The sequence below is a fragment of the Serratia sp. AR11 genome (assembly GCF_056376275.1).
On sequence record NZ_CM150739.1, the window covers coordinates 895,646 to 915,878 of the forward strand.

The following is a 20,233-nucleotide window of genomic DNA, read 5'->3' on the forward strand; positions in this document are numbered from 1 at the left end:
TTGAACGCTTGAAAAGTTTTTTGCATTTAGGGGTTGCGGCGTTCTGAGAACTCCCTATAATGCGCCTCCACTGACCGGGAACAACGACTCCTCTAACGAGAACCAAGTCGCCCAGCCAGGAAGAAGCAAGCCGGTGAAAACACCGTTTCTTAATAAGAAAAAAGCTTGACTCTTCAGCGGGAAAGCGTAATATGCACCTCCCGCGTTACCGAGAGTTATCTCCGTAACGAACGCTCTTTAACAATTTATCAGACAATCTGTGTGGGCACTCCACAAGACGATATCCAGAACCTTCGGGTTCGAAAAAATATCAAGTCTTGAAGAGTGACCAAGCAATAAGTTGTTTCGTTGGCTTGTCCAACTGAATGACTATTACGAAAGTTATTTTCGAGCATCGCTTCACGAGTTGAAGCAAATCAAGCTTTTAATTGAAGAGTTTGATCATGGCTCAGATTGAACGCTGGCGGCAGGCCTAACACATGCAAGTCGAGCGGTAGCACAAGAGAGCTTGCTCTCTGGGTGACGAGCGGCGGACGGGTGAGTAATGTCTGGGAAACTGCCTGATGGAGGGGGATAACTACTGGAAACGGTAGCTAATACCGCATAACGTCTTCGGACCAAAGTGGGGGACCTTCGGGCCTCACGCCATCAGATGTGCCCAGATGGGATTAGCTAGTAGGTGGGGTAATGGCTCACCTAGGCGACGATCCCTAGCTGGTCTGAGAGGATGACCAGCCACACTGGAACTGAGACACGGTCCAGACTCCTACGGGAGGCAGCAGTGGGGAATATTGCACAATGGGCGCAAGCCTGATGCAGCCATGCCGCGTGTGTGAAGAAGGCCTTCGGGTTGTAAAGCACTTTCAGCGAGGAGGAAGGGTAGTGTGTTAATAGCACATTGCATTGACGTTACTCGCAGAAGAAGCACCGGCTAACTCCGTGCCAGCAGCCGCGGTAATACGGAGGGTGCAAGCGTTAATCGGAATTACTGGGCGTAAAGCGCACGCAGGCGGTTTGTTAAGTCAGATGTGAAATCCCCGCGCTTAACGTGGGAACTGCATTTGAAACTGGCAAGCTAGAGTCTTGTAGAGGGGGGTAGAATTCCAGGTGTAGCGGTGAAATGCGTAGAGATCTGGAGGAATACCGGTGGCGAAGGCGGCCCCCTGGACAAAGACTGACGCTCAGGTGCGAAAGCGTGGGGAGCAAACAGGATTAGATACCCTGGTAGTCCACGCTGTAAACGATGTCGACTTGGAGGTTGTGCCCTTGAGGCGTGGCTTCCGGAGCTAACGCGTTAAGTCGACCGCCTGGGGAGTACGGCCGCAAGGTTAAAACTCAAATGAATTGACGGGGGCCCGCACAAGCGGTGGAGCATGTGGTTTAATTCGATGCAACGCGAAGAACCTTACCTACTCTTGACATCCAGAGAATTTGCTAGAGATAGCTTAGTGCCTTCGGGAACTCTGAGACAGGTGCTGCATGGCTGTCGTCAGCTCGTGTTGTGAAATGTTGGGTTAAGTCCCGCAACGAGCGCAACCCTTATCCTTTGTTGCCAGCACGTAATGGTGGGAACTCAAAGGAGACTGCCGGTGATAAACCGGAGGAAGGTGGGGATGACGTCAAGTCATCATGGCCCTTACGAGTAGGGCTACACACGTGCTACAATGGCGTATACAAAGAGAAGCGAACTCGCGAGAGCCAGCGGACCTCATAAAGTACGTCGTAGTCCGGATCGGAGTCTGCAACTCGACTCCGTGAAGTCGGAATCGCTAGTAATCGTAGATCAGAATGCTACGGTGAATACGTTCCCGGGCCTTGTACACACCGCCCGTCACACCATGGGAGTGGGTTGCAAAAGAAGTAGGTAGCTTAACCTTCGGGAGGGCGCTTACCACTTTGTGATTCATGACTGGGGTGAAGTCGTAACAAGGTAACCGTAGGGGAACCTGCGGTTGGATCACCTCCTTACCTAATGATATTGATTGCGTGAAGTGCTCACACAGATTGTCTGATAGAAAAGTAATGAGCAAAAGCGCTACCTGTTGATGTAATGAGTCTCTGACTCATGCTGATACGAACCGATTAAGACGAGAGTCTGATCGGAATTTCGTGTCCCCATCGTCTAGAGGCCTAGGACACTGCCCTTTCACGGCTGTAACAGGGGTTCGAATCCCCTTGGGGACGCCATTCCGATAATGAGTGAAAGACATTATCACCGGTGCTTGCTGCGCCGAAAATATCTTAAAGATGACTTTAACGAGTCGTGTTTAAGATATTGCTCTTTAACAATCTGGAACAAGCTGAAAATTGAAACATGACAGCTGAAACTTACTCCTCCGTAGAAGTATTGGAGTAAGGATTAACCTGTCATAGAGTCTCTCAAATGTAGCAGCGCAATTGTGTCTATTTGTTTACAAGAGACGCTTTTGGGTTGTGAGGTTAAGTGACTAAGCGTACACGGTGGATGCCTAGGCAGTCAGAGGCGATGAAGGGCGTGTTAATCTGCGATAAGCGTCGGTAAGGTGATATAAACCGTTATAACCGGCGATACCCGAATGGGGAAACCCAGTGCAATTCGTTGCACTATCATACGATGAATACATAGTCGTATGAGGCGAACCGGGGGAACTGAAACATCTAAGTACCCCGAGGAAAAGAAATCAACCGAGATTCCCCCAGTAGCGGCGAGCGAACGGGGAGGAGCCCAGAACCTGAATCAGTTCTTGTGTTAGTGGAAGCGTCTGGAAAGTCGCACAGTAAAGGGTGATAGTCCCGTACACTAAAATGCATTAATTGTGAGTTCGATGAGTAGGGCGGGACACGTGACATCCTGTCTGAATATGGGGGGACCATCCTCCAAGGCTAAATACTCCTGACTGACCGATAGTGAACCAGTACCGTGAGGGAAAGGCGAAAAGAACCCCGGCGAGGGGAGTGAAATAGAACCTGAAACCGTGTACGTACAAGCAGTGGGAGCCTACTAGTTGGGTGACTGCGTACCTTTTGTATAATGGGTCAGCGACTTATATTTTGTAGCAAGGTTAACCGTATAGGGGAGCCGTAGGGAAACCGAGTCTTAACTGGGCGAATAGTTGCAAGGTATAGACCCGAAACCCGGTGATCTAGCCATGGGCAGGTTGAAGGTTGGGTAACACTAACTGGAGGACCGAACCGACTAATGTTGAAAAATTAGCGGATGACTTGTGGCTGGGGGTGAAAGGCCAATCAAACCGGGAGATAGCTGGTTCTCCCCGAAAGCTATTTAGGTAGCGCCTCGTGAACTCATCTTCGGGGGTAGAGCACTGTTTCGGCTAGGGGGCCATCCCGGCTTACCAAACCGATGCAAACTCCGAATACCGAAGAATGTTATCACGGGAGACACACGGCGGGTGCTAACGTCCGTCGTGAAGAGGGAAACAACCCAGACCGCCAGCTAAGGTCCCAAAGTCATGGTTAAGTGGGAAACGATGTGGGAAGGCATAGACAGCCAGGATGTTGGCTTAGAAGCAGCCATCATTTAAAGAAAGCGTAATAGCTCACTGGTCGAGTCGGCCTGCGCGGAAGATGTAACGGGGCTAAACCATGCACCGAAGCTGCGGCAGCGACGCTTAGGCGTTGTTGGGTAGGGGAGCGTTCTGTAAGCCGTTGAAGGTGGCCTGTGAGGGTTGCTGGAGGTATCAGAAGTGCGAATGCTGACATAAGTAACGATAAAGCGGGTGAAAAACCCGCTCGCCGGAAGACCAAGGGTTCCTGTCCAACGTTAATCGGGGCAGGGTGAGTCGACCCCTAAGGCGAGGCCGAAAGGCGTAGTCGATGGGAAACAGGTTAATATTCCTGTACTCGGTGTTACTGCGAAGGGGGGACGGAGAAGGCTAGGCTAGCCGGGCGACGGTTGTCCCGGTTTAAGCGTGTAGGGGGAGTGACCTGGTAAATCCGGTTGCTTATTCAACCCTGAGGCGTGATGACGATGCACCACGGTGCAGAAGTAGTTGATGCCAAGCTTCCAGGAAAAGCCTCTAAGCATCAGGTAACACAGAATCGTACCCCAAACCGACACAGGTGGTCAGGTAGAGAATACCAAGGCGCTTGAGAGAACTCGGGTGAAGGAACTAGGCAAAATGGTGCCGTAACTTCGGGAGAAGGCACGCTGGCGCGTAGGTGAAGAGACTTGCTCTCGGAGCCGAAGCCAGTCGCAGATACCAGCTGGCTGCAACTGTTTAATAAAAACACAGCACTGTGCAAACACGAAAGTGGACGTATACGGTGTGACGCCTGCCCGGTGCTGGAAGGTTAATTGATGGGGTCAGCCGCAAGGCGAAGCTCTTGATCGAAGCCCCAGTAAACGGCGGCCGTAACTATAACGGTCCTAAGGTAGCGAAATTCCTTGTCGGGTAAGTTCCGACCTGCACGAATGGCGTAATGATGGCCAGGCTGTCTCCACCCGAGACTCAGTGAAATTGAACTCGCTGTGAAGATGCAGTGTACCCGCGGCAAGACGGAAAGACCCCGTGAACCTTTACTATAGCTTGACACTGAACATTGAGCCTTGATGTGTAGGATAGGTGGGAGGCTTTGAAGCGTGGACGCCAGTCTGCGTGGAGCCAACCTTGAAATACCACCCTTTAATGTTTGATGTTCTAACTCGGCCCCGTGATCCGGGGTGAGGACAGTGTCTGGTGGGTAGTTTGACTGGGGCGGTCTCCTCCCAAAGAGTAACGGAGGAGCACGAAGGTTAGCTAATCACGGTCGGACATCGTGAGGTTAGTGCAAAGGCATAAGCTAGCTTGACTGCGAGAGTGACGGCTCGAGCAGGTACGAAAGTAGGTCTTAGTGATCCGGTGGTTCTGAATGGAAGGGCCATCGCTCAACGGATAAAAGGTACTCCGGGGATAACAGGCTGATACCGCCCAAGAGTTCATATCGACGGCGGTGTTTGGCACCTCGATGTCGGCTCATCACATCCTGGGGCTGAAGTAGGTCCCAAGGGTATGGCTGTTCGCCATTTAAAGTGGTACGCGAGCTGGGTTTAGAACGTCGTGAGACAGTTCGGTCCCTATCTGCCGTGGGCGTTGGAAGATTGAGAGGGGTTGCTCCTAGTACGAGAGGACCGGAGTGAACGCACCACTGGTGTTCGGGTTGTCATGCCAATGGCATTGCCCGGTAGCTAAGTGCGGAAAAGATAAGCGCTGAAAGCATCTAAGCGCGAAACTTGCCTCGAGATGAGTCTTCCCTGGGAACTTGATTCCCCTGAAGGAACGTTTAAGACTAAGACGTTGATAGGCTGGGTGTGTAAGTGCAGCGATGCATTGAGCTAACCAGTACTAATGATCCGTGAGACTTAACCTTACAACACCAAAAGTGTTTTGATTTGAGAGATTTTCAGCGAGTTCCGAGATTGGTTCTGGTGGTCATGAGAATGACGGCTGGAATGAAACAGAATTTGCCTGGCGGCAATAGCGCGGTGGTCCCACCTGATCCCATGCCGAACTCAGAAGTGAAACGCCGTAGCGCCGATGGTAGTGTGGGGTCTCCCCATGCGAGAGTAGGACACTGCCAGGCATCAATTAAACGTTATCGGTTTGACACCCGGTAATGAGCAGGATCGCCAAGAGCGGTTTTGCCACATCGAAAGATGTAACGTGAAAGAACCGGTGGAGCGGTAGTTCAGTTGGTTAGAATACCTGCCTGTCACGCAGGGGGTCGCGGGTTCGAGCCCCGTCCGTTCCGCCACTAATTTGATAAGCCCTGAGTCTCTGACTCAGGGCTTTTTCATATGCAAAATTCAACAAAATTAAATATTGCAGCGTGTTTTATGCGGTGAAAATCTGTTCTGATAAATAATTATCTGAATTGAATGCCAATATAAAGAATAATATACCCGGCAGCAGGAACCTCCGCCGGGTAATAAGTTTGGTGATTATTTAATATTCTGACGCGCAAGTTCCAACTGAATATCCTTATCCAGATTGGCCACCCAGCGATTATAGTTTGGATGAATCTTTCCGTCTTTGGCATCCATATTACCGCTAGTAATATAGTTAATCTGATAACTATTTGTATTGTAAGTGATACGTATATCTGCGCTGTGACCACGTAGCAAAATCTTGCCATCGATCACGCCATCTGCGGTAGGGTTCATAATCCAGCCGCGGTTCAAGCCGGCGGAGAGGATCGCCTGGCGTACCTGTGCATTACTGTGGCTACCTGCAATGTTTTGGCTGACGTTTTTAACCGGAGCCGTGCCAGCGCAACCGGTAACCAGCATAGCGGCGAATACGCCAGTTAAAATGAGCTTAAATGGTTTCATACTCTTGTCCATGAGTGTTGGTAAATAAGAAAGGTATTAATCATGCAGGGGAAGTGATGCATGACGATCCCTGATTAAGATACACTCATCGGAAAAATTCGACAAATACTGCTGCTTTTCATCGTGATATTTCCCTTTTTCCTCAAGTGTTGCCGGCTTATGTCGATAAGTAAGCCTAATCGTTTAATCGAATATTCGGTGAAAAAATAGGAATTTTGGGAATGCATTCTGGGGTTAGATATAATAAATTTACCCACGGAATTTTTCTGACCGGTAATCCCCTTAATGGCGGGCGACATGAATATACTCAGTTGGTGGGCAATGGCTCCCGATCGTGGAACGCGTGATGCATGGCGCCAATGGGCTACGGATAATGCATTTACCGCTGAATACCCGGGGGTATTACCCGGTTGTTCTCATATCCCCATGATGTCGCTGCGTCGGATGAGTATCGGAACGCGCCTGGCGGTAGAAAGCGGGTTGATCTTATTGAATGATTACCCGGCGGATATGGCAATTTTTACCAGTCGTCATGGTGAGTTGGAGCGGACGCACAAAATTCTCCAGCACTTGCATCAGCAGCAGCCCTTATCGCCAACGGATTTTGCCATGTCGGTACACAACACGGCGGCGGGGTGGTTGACTATTATGGCGAAGAATACTTTGCCGACCACTTCACTGGCCGCCGGCGAAGACAGCTTCCAGCAGGGGATGATTGAAGCCCAGGCCGTATTGGCCACGGGCAGTGCGGAACGGGTGTTATTAATCGATTTCGACGGGATCGTACCGGATGTTTATCGGCCTTTCGCGCCGGAAAATTCGGTTCCCTATGCTGTCGCCCTGCTGCTCGAAAGCGGTGGCACGCTGCAATGTCAGGCAACAACGGCCGAACAGGTGAACCACCAGGAGCCGCAAGGCCTGTCGTTTTTAAGGGGGTGGCTGGGCGCTGATGATGAATTCACGGTGCCGGGCCAGCGGCACGACTGGTTGTGGAAACGCTGATGGCGACAACTATCTCTGCCCAAACGGCTCCCGAACGATCCTCATGGCTTAATCGCTGTTGGCGAGTGGTGGCAACGGGCTTTTGCTTTTCGCTATTTGGTTTGGGTGGCCTGCTACTGTCTGGCGTCTGGTTTAATCTGATGCGCCTGGTGGTGCGAGATCCCGCACGCCGCAGCCGGTTAACGCAGAACTCAATCCGTCACAGTTTCCGTTTCTTCCTGGCAACGACGCGTTTTTTTGGCGTGCTGGATTACCATTTCGACAATGTAGAACGCTTTAGTGAGGATCGCGGTTGCCTGGTGATCGCCAACCATCCCAGCCTGTTGGATTATGTGCTCCTGGCATCACAAATGCCGCGCTGTGACTGCATCGTCAAAGAGGCCTTGCTGGAAAATGTATTTGTCAGCGGGGTGATCAAAGCGGCGGGATATTTGGCTAACGCGCAGTCGGATATTCTTTTGGAACAATGTCATCAACGTCTGGCCAGCGGAGGGACCATCCTGATCTTCCCGGAAGGCACCCGTACCACGCCGGGCAAGGCTCTGACGCTACAACGGGGGGCGGCCAATATTGCGCTGCGGGGGCAATGTGATATCCGGGTAGTACATATCCACTGCCATCCCCCCATGCTGACGAAGCAGGGCAAATGGTATAAGATCCCGGCGATAAAACCGCAGTTCCATATCACCGTTCAGGATAAGATCGACGCCCGCGCATTCATTCATGCAAATGACGTTTCTCCCGCCCTTGCGGCAAGAAGATTAACCCAGCATTTAACTGACGCCTTACAGTCAGAACCTATAAATAATGAGATATAGCGGAATGAATTTATTGAGCACCGAAATCAAGCAATTGATCATTGATACGCTCAATCTTGAAGGTATGACACCGGAGGAGATTGACGCCGAGGCACCGCTGTTTGGTGATGGACTGGGCCTGGATTCCATTGATGCATTGGAGTTGGGCCTGGCATTAAAGAACCGTTATGGCGTGGTGCTATCGGCTGAAAGCCAGGATATGCGCCAACATTTTTATTCCGTGGAAACGCTGGCAAAGTTTGTTTCTGCACAGCGTAGCAAATAAGGGGTTTTCATGGATAAGCAAGAAATTTACCTGCAGATTCAGGCGTTGCTGGTCAAACTGTTTGAACTTGATGCCGATGATATCAAGCCCGAGTCCCGTCTGTATGAAGAGCTGGAGCTGGACAGCATTGATGCGGTGGATCTGGTTGTGCACCTGCAAAAAACAACCGGCAAGAAGATCAAACCGGAAATGTTCAAGTCGGTGCGCACCGTGCAAGACGTAGTTGATGCCATTGATGAGTTGCTTAAGTCAGACAGTTAAGGCCGCTGCGTTAAGGTGAAAACGTCCCCTTGGATAAACCCGATGTTGCGGCTGTTGCAGGCCGTAACCTGGCTGGTGTTGCTGCTTTACCCGCTGGCGGTCTGGTTTGGTTTGGCGCGTTGGGGTACCACCGTTCTGGCGCCGCTGCTGGTGGCAGTCTTTACCTTACGGCTGATACTGCTGCGCGGTAAACTTCGTCAGCAAATATGGTTGGGCAAGGCCCTGGCTATGGTCGGCATCTTGTTGGCGCTTGCCAGTTGGGCGCTGAAGCAAAGTCATTGGCTGTTGTATTACCCGGTCTTGGTTAACGCCTTACTGCTGTTGCTGTTTGCATATTCGCTGTTTGCGCCACCCACCGTGGTGGAGCGATTGGCGCGTATAACCGAGCCACAGATGGATGCCGCTGGCGTGGCTTATACTCGCAAGGTGACTCAGGTCTGGTGCGGGTTCTTTATTGTTAACGGTGCGATAGCGCTGGCAACCTGTCTGTCCGGGGATATCACACTCTGGACGCTGTATAACGGCGGCATCAGCTACCTGCTGATGGGGGCATTAATGGGTATTGAATGGATAGTCAGGAAAAGGCTCAGGCGCGTCTGAGTTTACCGATGAGCCAATGGCTCAGCGTGGAGCGTGATGATGGGGTGATTGTTGCCTGGCGTGGCACTCAGGTATTTTGTCTCGGTCAATTTCGCCGGGATGTCTCCGCATTGGTTGCACAGCTGGCAGGCAGGGAAGAGCAGCGTTGGGCGCTGTGTTTTGATGATAGCTACCGTTTTGCCGTTGCGCTGTTGGCCTCTTTGTATGCCAACAGGGTGCCGGTAATTTTTGGTCATCAGCGCGAAGCTATCCTCAAAGAGCAGCGGGCAGATTTCGACGCACTGCTAACTGATTTATCCCTCGATCTTGGTGTCCCGGTTTTGCCGGTACTAGAAGGGGGCAGTACGGAGATAGCACTGCCTGCCTGGCCCCAGGATCCTCGTTTTATCCTTTATACTTCCGGCTCGACCGGTCAACCACAGGCCGTGACCAAGTCCGTTGCCTGCATGGATCGTGAAAGCGAATTGTTGGCTGCAAGCTGGAAAGATGTCTTTCAGGGCTGCAGCGTGATCGCGTCGGTCTCTCATCAGCATATGTATGGCCTGAGCTTTCGCTTGTTCCTGCCACTGGCTTTTGGCCTGCCGTTCGATGCGCAGTTAACGCAGTATCACGAACAGTTGATTGCCCGTCACCAGGGGCGACGTTTGGTGTTTGTCAGCAGCCCAGCCTGGCTGAAGCGTTTGGATAACCACCTGGCACTGGCAGAGTGCGTTGAGGTATTTTCCGCCGGCGGCCCGCTCTCTTACGCGGAAGCTAATTTGTCGCAGCAGGCATTGGGCGTATTGCCGCTGGAAATTTACGGTACAACGGAAACCGGCTCGCTGGCATGGCGCAAGCAAGTTAGAGAAGCCTCCCTGTGGCGGCTGTTTGCCGGAGTGACATTAACGGCAAATCCTGATCACAGCATGAATGTTGCGTCGCCACTGATACCCGATACCGGTGAGCTCGCACTAAGCGATATTATTCAGCTTGCGCCAGAGGGTCGGCAATTTCAGTTAAACGGCCGGGCCGACCGCATTATCAAGCTGGAAGAAAAGCGTCTGTCGCTGACCGAAGTCGAGCGCCGGCTGGTTTCCCTGCCGGAGGTCGCCGATGCTGCCGTGCTAACGCAGCAGCAAACAGGGCGCACAGTATTAGTAGCGGCGATAGTTTTGTCACCCTATGGCAAAAGCCGACGACAAAAATTGTCAGAAGGGGAGTTAACCCGCGAACTGCATCAGGCGTTGCGGGGCTGGCTGGAGCCGGTGGCCCTGCCGCGCCGTTGGCGTATTATCGATGCTATCCCTCTGAACCCGCAGGGCAAGCGCGCCTATGCTGAACTACAGGAGCTGTTTTTATGATGCAACCTGAGGTGCTGCAACAGCAGGTGAGCGACGCTACCCATGCCAGCCTGCTACTGCGTTTGCCTGCCGAACTGTTTTGGTTTCGTGGCCATTTTCCTGAGCATCCGATCCTGCCGGGGGTCACACAGCTGAACTGGGTGATGCAGTATGCCCGTCAATTGCTGGCTATCGAGGCCGGGTTCAAAGGGATCGAAGTGGTGAAATTTCAACAGCCCTTGCTGCCGGAGCAAAGCGTGTTATTGCAGCTTGAATGGCAGCCGGCACGGCATAAACTGTTGTTCAGCTACCGCGTGGGTGAGGCGACCGCCAGCAGCGGCAAGATCTCATTATGTCAGTGAAGGCTCCCTTTACTCCCTGCATTGTTATCCCCTGTTTCAATCACGGACAGATGATGGCCGCAGTGCTGACCAGGCTAGCCGATTATGGCCTGCCATGCCTGATAGTGGACGATGGCAGCGACGCCGGCACCGCCGAAGAGCTACAGCGCCTGGCTGCTGACCGGTCATGGGTCAGATTGATGCGGTTGGATAAAAACCAGGGGAAAGGAGCGGCGGTGATCGCCGGCCTGCAACTGGCGCAGCGACAGGGCTACAGCCACGCTTTACAGGTGGATGCTGACGGTCAGCATCAACTGAGTGATATTCCGGCAATGATTGACGAAGCCCGCGCTCATCCGGACTGTCTGATTTCCGGCCGCCCCATTTACGACAGCTCAGTGCCAAAAGCACGCCTGTATGGCCGCTATGTCACCCATGTCTGGGTGTGGATAGAAACCCTGTCGCTGTCGCTGAAAGACAGCATGTGCGGTTTCCGCGTTTACCCGGTGGCTGCGACGTTGGCATTAACAACACGCCATCCGCTCGGCAAACGGATGGATTTCGATACCGAAGTGATGGTCAGACTGTACTGGCAGGGCGTGCCCAGCCGTTTTCTGCCGACGCGCGTGACCTATCCGGCTGACGGCGTTTCTCATTTTGATGCACTGCGCGATAACCTGCGCATCTCCTGGATGCATACCCGTTTGTTCCTCGGGATGTTGCCGCGTATTCCTCGTCTGCTGCGCCAGCGCCGACGTGCTGCCAGTTCACAACACTGGTCGGCAACCCCAGAAAGGCATGGCCTGTGGGGCATCCGGCTGATGTTAAAAGTCTACCGACTGTTTGGCCGCCGGGTATTTCAATTATTGTTGTATCCGGTGATCGGTTATTTCTGGCTGACCGGGCGCAGCCAGCGTGAGGCATCACGCGATTACCTGCAACGCCTGCGGCAATTCGCCGAACAACAGCAACAACCACTGCCTGCACCGCTCAACAGCTTCAGTCACTTTATGAGATTTGGTGATGCTATGCTCGACAAGCTGGCGAGCTGGCGAGGGGAGCTCAATGACATACGGCTGGTGGATCGCACGCGCTGTGAGAAGCAGATAGCGTCCGGCAAAGGCACGCTGATTCTGGCTTCACACCTGGGGGATATCGAGTCTTGCCGCGCACTGGGCGAGCTGGATTCTGGCGTAAGGGTGAATGCCCTGGTGTTTACCGAGCACGCCGAACGCTTCAATCAGGTGATGAAAGAGGTGAATCCGCGTGCCAATCTGAATCTGATCCAGGTGACGTCGCTGGGGCCAGAAACGGCCATGCGTCTGCAAGATAAATTGGATGCCGGTGAATGGGTGGCGATCGTCGGCGATCGTACCTCGGCCGGCAAGCATCAGCGGGGTGAGCAACCGCGCGTGGTGTGGAGCCGCTTCCTTGGCCAACCGGCACCCTTTCCTCAGGGGCCATTTGTCCTGGCCGCCGCGCTGCGCTGCCCGGTATTTCTGATGTTCGGCCTCAAGCAGCAGGGGCGTCTTAACGTTTATTTCGAACCCTTCGCCAATCCGCTGTTATTACCCCGTCAGCAGCGCCAACAGGCGTTGCAAGATGCGGTGGACAGTTATGCCGCACGGCTGGAGCATTATTGCCTGCTGGCACCGCTCGACTGGTTTAATTTTTTCGATTTCTGGCAGTTGGCGGCACAGCCGCCAGTGCAACAGGGGCCTGAGACATGAAGCTAAAAGACGATCCGCGATTTTCCGTCAGCATTGAAATCGTTATCCCTTTCCATGATACCGATGCCATGGGCGTGGTATGGCACGGCAACTACTTCCGTTATTTCGAAGTCGCGCGTGAAGCGCTACTCAAACAGTTTAATTACGGTTATCGGCAGATGCAGGCTTCGGGCTATGTTTGGCCGATCGTGGATACGCGAGTGAAATACATCGCGCCAGTGCTGTTTGAACAACGGATCATCGTCTGTGCCGAGCTGGAAGAGTATGAAAACCGCCTGCGCATTGGTTACCGTATTCTCGATGCGGATAGCGGCAAAACCACCACCCGCGGTCATACCATTCAGGTAGCGGTCGATGCCGACAGCAAAGAAATGTGCTTTGCCTCGCCGCAGGTGCTATTGGACAACATTGAGGGGGCGCAATGAAGTACGGGTTATTGTTTCTTATCACCTTTTTCAGCCTGAGCGTCCAGGCGGTCACGCTGCCGGAGCTGCAACAGCGCTTTAGCCAACAGCCGGTGCTGCGCGCCGAGTTCGAACAGCAGCGCAGCATCAGCGGTATGGCGAAATCCTTAAAATCCAGCGGTGAGCTGCTGATTTCACAACAAAAAGGGTTATGGTGGGCACAGCAGAAACCCTTCCCACTGACCTTGCTGCTGGATGATAAGCGTATGGTGCAAACTCTGGCCGGTCAGCCGCCGCAGGTGGTGACGGCAGAAAACAATCCGCAGATGTTCCAGTTCAACCACTTGCTGACCGCATTATTCCACGCCGACAGCAAGGCACTGGAGCAAAACTTTGCTTTGCAGTTCAGCGATTTGGGTAATAACCAATGGCGGCTGGTGCTGACGCCAAAAACCACGCCGCTCGACAAGCTTTTCAGGCGCATCACCCTCAACGGCGGGGATTTCCTGGAAACCATTGATATCGATGACATGCAAAGTGACGCTACCCATATCCGCTTCTTTAACCAGCGTACGGCACCACAGACGCTAACCGCCGAGGAGCAACAGCGTTTTGCGTCCTGAACTGCACCGGCGGCTGGCGCTTGGCTGGCTGGCGATTTGCCTGTTGCTGTTGGCGGCACTGTGTTGGCTGTTGCCGCGCAGCCAGATCAACAGCAGCGTATTGGCGTTATTACCGAAGCAGCAACTGGTGGGCGTGCCGGATGAACTGGCCGAAGGTTTCAGCCGTCGGCTCGATCGGCAACTGATGTGGTTGGTCAGCCCGCCGCCGGGTGCGGACAACACTGCGGTGAGCTGGTGGTGGCAGCAATTGCGCCAGATGCCTGAGTTACAGCAGGTGGGCGGGCCTATGGATGCGCAACGTCAGCAGCAGTGGGGGCGTTTTTTCTACCAGCACCGCAATGTGCTGCTGGATGACACCACCCGGCAGCGTTTGCAGCAGGGCGCGGACGTGCAAAGTCAGTGGATCCTCGGGCAACTCTATTCTGCCTTCGCCGGGGTCAGCGGCAAGGAACTGGCTAACGATCCGCTGATGCTGGTGCGAGCCTCGCAGTTGGCTCAGCAGCAAAACGGTGGTCTGCTGAGCTTGTCCAATGGCTGGCTGGTGGCGCGTGATGCTCAGGGCCGCAGTTGGTATCTGCTGCATGCCGAATTAAGTGCCTCTTCTTATGACATCAGCAGTGCCCGGCGCACGGTGGACAAACTGAGCGCGATGCAACAGCAACTGCAGCAGCGCTGGCCGGGGGCAGAGGTACTCAACCGCGGTACGCTGTTTTACAGCAACTACGCCAGCCAACAGGCCGAGCGAGATATTTCGACTATTGGCCTGGCTTCGGTAGTTGGTGTGTTCTTATTGGTGTTGTTGATGTTCCGTTCGCCATTGCCTCTGTTGCTGTGCGGGTTATCCGTGGGGATGGGAGCCCTGGCGGGTACCGTCGCCACGCTATTGGCTTTTGGCGAAATACATTTGATGACGCTGGTGTTGAGCATCAGCATTGTCGGCATTTCGGCCGATTACACGCTCTATTTCCTGACCGAACGTATGGTGCACGGTGACCAGTCAACGCCACTGGCCAGCTTGCAGAAGCTGTTGCCCGCGTTGTTGATGGCATTGCTGACCACCGTGGTTGCCTATCTGGCACTATTGATTGCTCCCTTCCCGGGCTTGCAACAGCTGGCGGTGTTTGCCGCTGCCGGGCTAAGCGCCGCTTGCATCACCGTAATTTGTTGGTACCCACGTTTGTCGCGTCGGCTGCCGGTGCGTCCGGCACCGGGGCTGCGGCTGATCCTGGGCTGGCTGCATGCCTGGCGCCATCGGCGCTTGCTGCGCTACGGGTTGCCCACCGCGGTGTTGTTACTGGTGGTGGCTGGTTTCAGCCAGTTGAAGGTCGACGATGATATTGGTCAGTTGCAGGCTTTACCCGCGGCGTTGCAACAACAGGAACAACGTATCGCGGCGCTGACCGGGCAGCATAACGATCAGAAATGGTTGGTGGTGTACGGCGAAAATGCCGAGCAGTTGTTGCAGCGTATCGAGCTATTGCAGCCCAGGCTGGCACAGGCAAAACGGCAGGGCGTGCTGGCGGATTATCGCCTGTTGTCTCTGCCTTCGCTTCAGCGCCAACAGCAGAACATCGCCCTGTTGCAACGGGTGGCACCACAGGTGATGACGCAATTACAACAGGCGGATCTGGCCCTGAAAGCCCCTGACTTAACCCCGGAATGGGTGCTGCCGGAGCAGTGGCTGGGCAGCGTGGTCAGCGAGGGGTGGCGGTTGCTGTGGTTGACGCTGTCGGATGGGCGCAGTGCGGCGCTGGTCCCGGTCAACGGCGTGCAGAACAGCGCGGCGATGCAGGCCCTGGCCGAACAGGTACCGGGCACCGGTTGGATCGACCGTAAAACCGAATTCAGCGAACTCTTTGGCCACTACCGGCTGTATCTTTCGTATCTGCTGATGCTGTCGGTGGCGGCGATCGCACTGATTTATCTGTGGCGTTTTGGCCTGCGACACGGTCTGCGCTGCATGGTGCCGACGCTGCTGTCACTGGGCAGCGGCATTGCGGTATTGGCGCTGAGCGGCCATACGCTGAACCTGTTCTCGCTGTTGGCACTGGTGCTGGTATTGGGGATCGGCATTAACTATACGCTGTTCTTTACCAATCCCCGGGGCACGCCGACCACCTCGATGTTTGCCATTTTTATGGCGGTACTCACCACCCAACTGACCTTTGGCATGCTGGTGCTGAGTCATACTCAGGCCATCAGCAGTTTTGGCATCGTATTGAGCAGCGGTATCGCCGTGGCCTTTCTGTTGGCACCACTGACATTAGCAACCAGAAGAAAAAGAGGAAAAGCCTGATGCGCGGCTTACGAATCACGCTGTTAATACTGGCCACCCTGCTGGCCGGCTGTGCCGGTTCGCAGAAGGCAACCCTGCCGCAGGCGTGGCTGAAACCGGGTACGCGGGTGACATTACCGGCTCCGACGCTGGCGCAACCCTTCAGCCAGCAGCAACTGTTGACCGCCGAAGTGAAAGGGCAGCAACATTCGATGTTGGTGTTGCTCAACGCCGACGGCCAGCGCCTGCAGCTGGTGGGCATGTCGCCGCTCGGTATCCGGTTATTCAACCTGACCTACGATCGTCAGGGGATCCACACCGAACAGCTGATCAAAGTGGGCGAATTGCCCCCGGCCAGTCAGGTGTTGGCCGACATTATGCTGAGCTATTGGCCGCTGGCTGACTGGCAACCCTTACTGCCCGCCGGGTGGCGACTTGAGGATCGGCCGCAGATGCGCCGGCTGTATGACGATCGCGGGACGATCATCAGCGAAATCCGTTACCAGCAGGCCGACGGCCGGCGCGAACCGCAGTCGATTGCCCAATCCGCTTTCCACTATCGCATCGCTATTCAGAATCTGGGGAGCGAATAATGGTTTACTTCTCTGCCGTAGGGATGGTGAATGCGTTGGGCAACAGCCTGTCGCAGATTGCGGAAAATCTGGCGCTTGGCGGGTCGCCCGGCATGCAGCAGCAGGCGCAGTGGCTGCTGGGCGGGGAAACTTCCTGGTTCGGTAACGTACTGGGCGAACTGCCCGCCATTCCTGAACCTCTCAAACGCCATAACTCGCGCAATAACCGCCTGCTGTTGGCGGCGCTGGCACAGATCGACACGCCAGTGCGCGAAGCCATCGCCCGCTACGGTGCGGATCGCGTCGCGGTGATTATGGGCACCAGCACCTCCGGTATCCATGAAGGCGAGCTGGCGCTGCAGCAGTATCAGGCAGGGCAGTGGCCGCAGGGCTATGACTATCGGCAGCAGGAGCTGGGCGATCCGGGTTTGTTTCTTAGTGATTTTCTCGCGACCCGTGGCCCGGCCTATACCCTGTCTACGGCCTGTTCTTCCAGCGCACGGGCCATCATCAGCGGTAAGCGGCTGATCGACGCCGGGTTGGTGGATGCGGCGATTGTTGGCGGTGCCGACAGCCTGTGCCAAATGCCCATTAACGGGTTCAACAGCCTGGAATCACTGTCCGCACAACGTTGCACGCCATTTGCGGCCGAGCGCAGTGGCATTAATATCGGCGAGGCAGCGGCGTTGATGCTGTTAACGCGGGAACCGGCAGCGGTAGCGCTGTTGGGCGTTGGCGAATCATCCGATGCCTGGCATATGTCAGCACCGCATCCCGCCGGTGAGGGCGCCGAGCGGGCCATCAGCATGGCGCTGCGGCAGGCCGGTCTCAATGCCGGACAAATTGGTTATATTAATCTGCACGGTACGGCTACACGGCTGAACGATCAGGTTGAAGCGCAGGTGGTAAATCGGCTGTTTGGCAACGAGACGCCCTGCAGTTCTACCAAACATCTCACAGGCCACACGCTGGGCGCGGCCGGTGCGGTGGAGGCGGCGCTGAGTTGGCTATTGTTGACTCAGCCATTGCCGCTGCCGCAGCAAGATTTCAGCCGCGTGCCGCGCGATGCCGAACTGGCACCGATCGGTCTGGTTTGCCAGCCACAATTACTGGGGCAGCGTGCGATTTTGTCCAATTCGTTTGCCTTTGGCGGTAACAATGCTTGTCTGCTGCTGGGGGACGCCCGATGATTCATTATCACGCCGCCGAATACTATCTGCCCCATGCCTCTCCAATGGTGCTGCTGGAGCAGGTGCTTGAAGTGGGCGAAGAGCATGCCCTATGTTCCGTCACGGTCAGTGTCGACGGCGTGCTGGCACCGTTTCTTGACGCGCAAGGCGCACTGCCGGGCTGGTATGGCATTGAGCTGATGGCACAGGCGATCGGGGTCTGGAGCGGCTGGCATGCTTGTCAGAGCGCTCAGTCGCCACAGCTTGGCATGCTGCTTGGCGGGCGGGCGATTCACTGTGAGTTACCGGCTTTTCCTGCCGGCAGTAAACTGTTGGTTAGCGTGCAGCAACTGTTAAAAGATGAAAAGCTGGCCAGTTTTGAGTGTGAAATCAGTATCGATAATGTGCGCATCGCACAGGGCAGGCTGAACACTTACCAGCCTGATCAACAAGAAATCATTCAATTGACGACCTTAAGGGGAGACGCATGATGCGTTCCGTTTTAGTCACCGGCGCCAGTAAAGGGATCGGTCAGGCTATTGCCTGCCGCCTGGCTGCCGATGGCTTTTTGATAGCCGTTCACTACCACAGCGATAAGACCGGGGCCGAACACACACTGCAGCAGATTATCAGCGCCGGCGGGAAAGGGCGGCTGATTCAGTTTGATATCAGCAATCGCAGCCAGTGCCGTGAGGTGCTGGAGCAGGATATTGAAACCCACGGCGCCTATTATGGCGTGGTGAACAATGCCGGTATTACCCGCGATGGCGCTTTCCCTGCGCTGAGTGAAGACGACTGGGATGGCGTGATCCATACCAATCTCGACAGCTTCTACAACGTACTGCACCCCTGCGTGATGCCGATGATTGGCCTGCGCAAGGGTGGGCGGATCGTCGCGCTGTCGTCGGTTTCCGGCGTGATGGGTAACCGTGGGCAGGTCAACTACAGTGCGGCCAAAGCAGGGGTGATTGGTGCCTGCAAGGCACTGGCGATTGAGCTGGCGAAACGCAAAATCACCGTTAACTGCATTGCGCCTGGGCTGATTGACACCGGCATGATCGACATGGAGCCGGCGGCGCTGGATGAAGCGATGCGCGTTATCCCACTCAAACGCATGGGCTCGGCGGAAGAGGTGGCCGGGCTGGCCAGCTATCTGATGTCGGATATCGCCGGCTATGTGACGCGGCAGGTCATTTCCATTAATGGAGGAATGGTATGACACAACGAGTGGTAGTTACCGGCATGGCAGGCGTGACCGCGTTTGGCAATAGCTGGGCAGAGGTATCCAGCCGCCTGCAGCAGGGCAAGAATGCGGTGCGTTATATGACGCAGTGGGAAGAGTATCAGGGGCTGAATACCCACCTTGGCGCGCCGGTCGAGAATTTCGTGTTGCCGGAGCACTATACCCGCAAGCGCATTCGTTCGATGGGGCGGGTTTCACTGTTGGCCACCCGCGCCACCGAACTGGCACTTGAGCAGGCTGGGTTACTGGGGGAGGCGGTACTGACCAATGGTGAGACCGGTATCGCCTACGGTTCATCGACCGGTAGTACCAAGCCGGTCAGCGAGTTCGCCACCATGTTAACCGAGAAGCACACCGGCAATATTACCGGCACCACCTATGTGCAAATGATGCCTCATACCGCGGCGGTGAACACTGGCCTGTTCTTCGGTCTGCGCGGTAGGGTGATCCCGACCTCCAGCGCCTGCACCTCGGGCAGTCAGGCAATTGGCTACGCTTACGAGAGCATTCGCCACGGCTATCAGACAGTGATGGTGGCGGGCGGTGCCGAAGAGCTGTGCCCTTCAGAGGCGGCGGTATTCGATACGCTGTTTGCCACCAGTCAGCAGAACGATCATCCGGAGCTTTCGCCACGTCCGTTTGACTGTCAACGTGACGGACTGGTGATTGGCGAAGGCGCCGGGACGCTGATCCTGGAGTCGTTGGAGCACGCGTTAGCGCGTGGTGCCACCATTTATGGCGAGATTATCGGCTTCGCCACCAACTGCGATGCGGCTCATATTACCCAGCCGCAGCAGGAAACCATGCAAATCTGCATGCAGCAGGCGCTGAAGGCCTCCGGGCTGGCGAGCAGCGATATTGGTTATATTAGTGCCCACGGCACGGCGACCGATCGTGGTGATATCGCAGAAAGTCAGGCAACGGCAGCGATCTTCGGCAATAGCACACCGATTTCATCATTAAAAAGTTATTTTGGTCATACGCTGGGGGCCTGCGGCGCACTGGAGGCCTGGATGGCGCTGGAAATGATGCGTGAAGGCCGCTTTGCGCCGACCATTAACCTCAGTGAGCCGGACCGCGATTGTGGCGATCTGGACTACATCATGGGCGGCTATCGTCAGATTGAGACCGAGTTTGTGCAATCAAACAACTTCGCGTTTGGTGGCATCAATACCTCACTGATCCTGCGCCGCTGGTCGTAATTTTGCGTTGCCGGGGTGCTCACCCCGGCAATTGTTGCCGTTTAATCAAAAGTCTTATGCACAATATGGCGTTTTTGATCAACAAAACAGTTGCCATAATCC

17 protein-coding genes, 2 tRNA genes and 3 rRNA genes are annotated in these 20,233 nt (G+C 54.8%); 21 read left to right on the forward strand and 1 reads right to left on the reverse strand.

Going from position 1 to position 20,233, the window contains the following annotated elements:
* The first annotated feature begins 425 nt into the window (after positions 1-425).
* The 5 genes from ACSOSI_RS04200 to ACSOSI_RS04220 all read left to right on the forward strand — a co-directional run bounded on the left by ACSOSI_RS04200 (position 426) and on the right by ACSOSI_RS04220 (position 5,730).
* A 16S ribosomal RNA gene (locus tag ACSOSI_RS04200) occupies positions 426-1,968 on the forward strand.
* 143 nt (positions 1,969-2,111) lie between these two features.
* A tRNA-Glu gene (locus ACSOSI_RS04205) sits at positions 2,112-2,187 on the forward strand.
* 250 nt (positions 2,188-2,437) lie between these two features.
* Positions 2,438-5,346 (forward strand): 23S ribosomal RNA (locus tag ACSOSI_RS04210).
* Positions 5,347-5,443: 97 nt separating this feature from the next.
* Positions 5,444-5,559: ribosomal RNA gene (rrf, locus tag ACSOSI_RS04215) — 5S ribosomal RNA — on the forward strand.
* The 16S, 23S and 5S rRNA genes sit together here with 2 tRNA genes alongside, the layout of an rRNA operon.
* A 94-nt stretch (positions 5,560-5,653) precedes the next feature.
* Positions 5,654-5,730: transfer RNA gene (locus ACSOSI_RS04220), tRNA-Asp, on the forward strand.
* A gap of 187 nt (positions 5,731-5,917) precedes the next feature.
* On the opposite strand, the gene ACSOSI_RS04225 is transcribed toward ACSOSI_RS04220, so the two are convergent.
* Complete coding sequence (locus tag ACSOSI_RS04225) at positions 5,918-6,307, reverse strand: hypothetical protein (RefSeq protein ID WP_041418467.1); 390 nt, start codon at positions 6,305-6,307, stop codon at positions 5,918-5,920.
* Between the two features lie 285 nt (positions 6,308-6,592).
* On the opposite strand from ACSOSI_RS04225, the gene ACSOSI_RS04230 reads away from it, so the two are divergent.
* The 16 genes from ACSOSI_RS04230 to ACSOSI_RS04305 are packed head-to-tail and all read left to right on the forward strand — an operon-like array spanning position 6,593 to position 20,131.
* Complete coding sequence (locus tag ACSOSI_RS04230; RefSeq protein WP_476706591.1) at positions 6,593-7,309, forward strand: beta-ketoacyl synthase chain length factor; 717 nt, start codon at positions 6,593-6,595, stop codon at positions 7,307-7,309.
* The gene (locus ACSOSI_RS04235) at positions 7,309-8,127 is read left to right on the forward strand and encodes a lysophospholipid acyltransferase family protein (protein WP_126501300.1); all 819 of its coding nucleotides are present in this window, start codon (positions 7,309-7,311) and stop codon (positions 8,125-8,127) included. Before ACSOSI_RS04230 ends, ACSOSI_RS04235 begins: the two co-directional genes overlap by 1 nt.
* A 4-nt stretch (positions 8,128-8,131) precedes the next feature.
* The gene (locus tag ACSOSI_RS04240) at positions 8,132-8,392 is read left to right on the forward strand and encodes a phosphopantetheine-binding protein (RefSeq protein ID WP_017891685.1); all 261 of its coding nucleotides are present in this window, start codon (positions 8,132-8,134) and stop codon (positions 8,390-8,392) included.
* Between the two features lie 9 nt (positions 8,393-8,401).
* Positions 8,402-8,653: an acyl carrier protein gene (locus ACSOSI_RS04245; protein ID WP_012005336.1), complete on the forward strand. Its 252-nt coding sequence runs from the start codon at positions 8,402-8,404 to the stop codon at positions 8,651-8,653.
* A gap of 42 nt (positions 8,654-8,695) precedes the next feature.
* A complete protein-coding gene (locus tag ACSOSI_RS04250; RefSeq protein ID WP_476707245.1) occupies positions 8,696-9,253 on the forward strand; it encodes a COG4648 family protein in 558 nt (185 codons plus the stop codon).
* Positions 9,220-10,593, forward strand: a complete 1,374-nt coding sequence (locus ACSOSI_RS04255) for an AMP-binding protein (RefSeq protein WP_476706592.1) — start codon at positions 9,220-9,222, stop codon at positions 10,591-10,593. The genes ACSOSI_RS04250 and ACSOSI_RS04255 overlap by 34 nt, the downstream gene beginning before the upstream one ends.
* Positions 10,590-10,934: a 3-hydroxyacyl-ACP dehydratase FabZ family protein gene (locus ACSOSI_RS04260; protein ID WP_012005339.1), complete on the forward strand. Its 345-nt coding sequence runs from the start codon at positions 10,590-10,592 to the stop codon at positions 10,932-10,934. Before ACSOSI_RS04255 ends, ACSOSI_RS04260 begins: the two co-directional genes overlap by 4 nt.
* Complete coding sequence (locus ACSOSI_RS04265; RefSeq protein WP_135344642.1) at positions 10,925-12,643, forward strand: glycosyltransferase family 2 protein; 1,719 nt, start codon at positions 10,925-10,927, stop codon at positions 12,641-12,643. The genes ACSOSI_RS04260 and ACSOSI_RS04265 overlap by 10 nt, the downstream gene beginning before the upstream one ends.
* Complete coding sequence (locus ACSOSI_RS04270; protein ID WP_476706593.1) at positions 12,640-13,068, forward strand: acyl-CoA thioesterase; 429 nt, start codon at positions 12,640-12,642, stop codon at positions 13,066-13,068. The genes ACSOSI_RS04265 and ACSOSI_RS04270 overlap by 4 nt, the downstream gene beginning before the upstream one ends.
* Entirely contained in the window at positions 13,065-13,670 is a 606-nt protein-coding gene (locus ACSOSI_RS04275; RefSeq protein ID WP_476706594.1) for a LolA family protein, read from the forward strand. The genes ACSOSI_RS04270 and ACSOSI_RS04275 overlap by 4 nt, the downstream gene beginning before the upstream one ends.
* Positions 13,660-15,966: an MMPL family transporter gene (locus ACSOSI_RS04280; RefSeq protein WP_476706595.1), complete on the forward strand. Its 2,307-nt coding sequence runs from the start codon at positions 13,660-13,662 to the stop codon at positions 15,964-15,966. Before ACSOSI_RS04275 ends, ACSOSI_RS04280 begins: the two co-directional genes overlap by 11 nt.
* Positions 15,966-16,538: a DUF3261 domain-containing protein gene (locus ACSOSI_RS04285; RefSeq protein WP_476706596.1), complete on the forward strand. Its 573-nt coding sequence runs from the start codon at positions 15,966-15,968 to the stop codon at positions 16,536-16,538. Before ACSOSI_RS04280 ends, ACSOSI_RS04285 begins: the two co-directional genes overlap by 1 nt.
* The gene (locus tag ACSOSI_RS04290) at positions 16,538-17,707 is read left to right on the forward strand and encodes a beta-ketoacyl-[acyl-carrier-protein] synthase family protein (RefSeq protein ID WP_476706597.1); all 1,170 of its coding nucleotides are present in this window, start codon (positions 16,538-16,540) and stop codon (positions 17,705-17,707) included. The genes ACSOSI_RS04285 and ACSOSI_RS04290 overlap by 1 nt, the downstream gene beginning before the upstream one ends.
* Complete coding sequence (locus tag ACSOSI_RS04295) at positions 17,704-18,177, forward strand: hotdog family protein (protein WP_115183233.1); 474 nt, start codon at positions 17,704-17,706, stop codon at positions 18,175-18,177. The genes ACSOSI_RS04290 and ACSOSI_RS04295 overlap by 4 nt, the downstream gene beginning before the upstream one ends.
* Positions 18,174-18,905, forward strand: coding sequence for a 3-ketoacyl-ACP reductase FabG2 (locus ACSOSI_RS04300; protein ID WP_012005347.1), 732 nt, complete (start codon positions 18,174-18,176; stop codon positions 18,903-18,905). Before ACSOSI_RS04295 ends, ACSOSI_RS04300 begins: the two co-directional genes overlap by 4 nt.
* Positions 18,902-20,131 carry a beta-ketoacyl-ACP synthase gene (locus ACSOSI_RS04305; RefSeq protein WP_476706598.1) on the forward strand — a complete coding sequence of 410 codons (1,230 nt, stop codon included), beginning with the start codon at positions 18,902-18,904 and terminating at the stop codon, positions 20,129-20,131. The genes ACSOSI_RS04300 and ACSOSI_RS04305 overlap by 4 nt, the downstream gene beginning before the upstream one ends.
* Positions 20,132-20,233 lie beyond the last annotated feature (102 nt).